Origin of the sequence: Pseudomonas sp. EL_65y_Pfl2_R96 (assembly GCF_963970905.1) — a bacterium.
Classification (GTDB): domain Bacteria; phylum Pseudomonadota; class Gammaproteobacteria; order Pseudomonadales; family Pseudomonadaceae; genus Aquipseudomonas.
In genome coordinates this window covers 1-2566 of the sequence record NZ_CAXAQH010000072.1, presented here as the reverse complement: position 1 = coordinate 2566, position 2566 = coordinate 1, and the positions used below count along the sequence as shown (strand labels likewise).

General features: G+C 52.2%; 1 rRNA gene. It reads left to right on the top strand.

The features are described from left to right. Positions 1 to 2543 (top strand): 23S ribosomal RNA (locus AACY49_RS29405); the annotation flags it as partial. Positions 2544 to 2566 lie beyond the last annotated feature (23 nt).

Below are 2566 nucleotides of genomic sequence, written 5' to 3'. Positions count from 1 at the left end.
GTCATGAAATCGAGTAGGACGGAGCACGAGAAACTTTGTCTGAATATGGGGGGACCATCCTCCAAGGCTAAATACTACTGACTGACCGATAGTGAACTAGTACCGTGAGGGAAAGGCGAAAAGAACCCCGGAGAGGGGAGTGAAATAGATCCTGAAACCGTATGCGTACAAGCAGTGGGAGCCCACTTTGTTGGGTGACTGCGTACCTTTTGTATAATGGGTCAGCGACTTATTTTCAGTGGCGAGCTTAACCGAATAGGGGAGGCGTAGCGAAAGCGAGTCTTAATAGGGCGTCTAGTCGCTGGGAATAGACCCGAAACCGGGCGATCTATCCATGGGCAGGTTGAAGGTTAGGTAACACTGACTGGAGGACCGAACCGACTACCGTTGAAAAGTTAGCGGATGACCTGTGGATCGGAGTGAAAGGCTAATCAAGCTCGGAGATAGCTGGTTCTCCTCGAAAGCTATTTAGGTAGCGCCTCATGTATCACTGTAGGGGGTAGAGCACTGTTTCGGCTAGGGGGTCATCCCGACTTACCAAACCGATGCAAACTCCGAATACCTACAAGTGCCGAGCATGGGAGACACACGGCGGGTGCTAACGTCCGTCGTGAAAAGGGAAACAACCCAGACCGTCAGCTAAGGTCCCAAAGTTATGGTTAAGTGGGAAACGATGTGGGAAGGCTTAGACAGCTAGGAGGTTGGCTTAGAAGCAGCCACCCTTTAAAGAAAGCGTAATAGCTCACTAGTCGAGTCGGCCTGCGCGGAAGATGTAACGGGGCTCAAACCATACACCGAAGCTACGGGTATCACTTAGGTGATGCGGTAGAGGAGCGTTCTGTAAGCCTGTGAAGGTGAGTTGAGAAGCTTGCTGGAGGTATCAGAAGTGCGAATGCTGACATGAGTAACGACAATGGGTGTGAAAAACACCCACGCCGAAAGACCAAGGTTTCCTGCGCAACGTTAATCGACGCAGGGTTAGTCGGTCCCTAAGGCGAGGCTGAAAAGCGTAGTCGATGGAAAACAGGTTAATATTCCTGTACTTCTGGTTATTGCGATGGAGGGACGGAGAAGGCTAGGCCAGCTTGGCGTTGGTTGTCCAAGTTTAAGGTGGTAGGCTGGAATCTTAGGTAAATCCGGGATTCCAAGGCCGAGAGCTGATGACGAGTGTTCTTTTAGAACACGAAGTGGTTGATGCCATGCTTCCAAGAAAAGCTTCTAAGCTTCAGGTAACCAGGAACCGTACCCCAAACCGACACAGGTGGTTGGGTAGAGAATACCAAGGCGCTTGAGAGAACTCGGGTGAAGGAACTAGGCAAAATGGCACCGTAACTTCGGGAGAAGGTGCGCCGGTGAGGGTGAAGGACTTGCTCCGTAAGCCCACGCCGGTCGAAGATACCAGGCCGCTGCGACTGTTTATTAAAAACACAGCACTCTGCAAACACGAAAGTGGACGTATAGGGTGTGACGCCTGCCCGGTGCCGGAAGGTTAATTGATGGGGTTAGCTAACGCGAAGCTCTTGATCGAAGCCCCGGTAAACGGCGGCCGTAACTATAACGGTCCTAAGGTAGCGAAATTCCTTGTCGGGTAAGTTCCGACCTGCACGAATGGCGTAACGATGGCGGCGCTGTCTCCACCCGAGACTCAGTGAAATTGAAATCGCTGTGAAGATGCAGTGTATCCGCGGCTAGACGGAAAGACCCCGTGAACCTTTACTATAGCTTTGCACTGGACTTTGAATTTGCTTGTGTAGGATAGGTGGGAGGCTTTGAAGCGTGGACGCCAGTTCGCGTGGAGCCATCCTTGAAATACCACCCTGGCAACTTTGAGGTTCTAACTCAGGTCCGTTATCCGGATCGAGGACAGTGTATGGTGGGTAGTTTGACTGGGGCGGTCTCCTCCTAAAGAGTAACGGAGGAGTACGAAGGTGCGCTCAGACCGGTCGGAAATCGGTCGTAGAGTATAAAGGCAAAAGCGCGCTTGACTGCGAGACAGACACGTCGAGCAGGTACGAAAGTAGGTCTTAGTGATCCGGTGGTTCTGTATGGAAGGGCCATCGCTCAACGGATAAAAGGTACTCCGGGGATAACAGGCTGATACCGCCCAAGAGTTCATATCGACGGCGGTGTTTGGCACCTCGATGTCGGCTCATCACATCCTGGGGCTGAAGCCGGTCCCAAGGGTATGGCTGTTCGCCATTTAAAGTGGTACGCGAGCTGGGTTTAGAACGTCGTGAGACAGTTCGGTCCCTATCTGCCGTGGACGTTTGAGATTTGAGAGGGGCTGCTCCTAGTACGAGAGGACCGGAGTGGACGAACCTCTGGTGTTCCGGTTGTCACGCCAGTGGCATTGCCGGGTAGCTATGTTCGGAATAGATAACCGCTGAAAGCATCTAAGCGGGAAACTAGCCTCAAGATGAGATCTCACTGGGACCTTGAGTCCCCTGAAGGGCCGTCGAAGACTACGACGTTGATAGGTTGGGTGTGTAAGCGCTGTGAGGCGTTGAGCTAACCAATACTAATTGCCCGTGAGGCTTGACCATATAACACCCAAGCAATTTGCTGA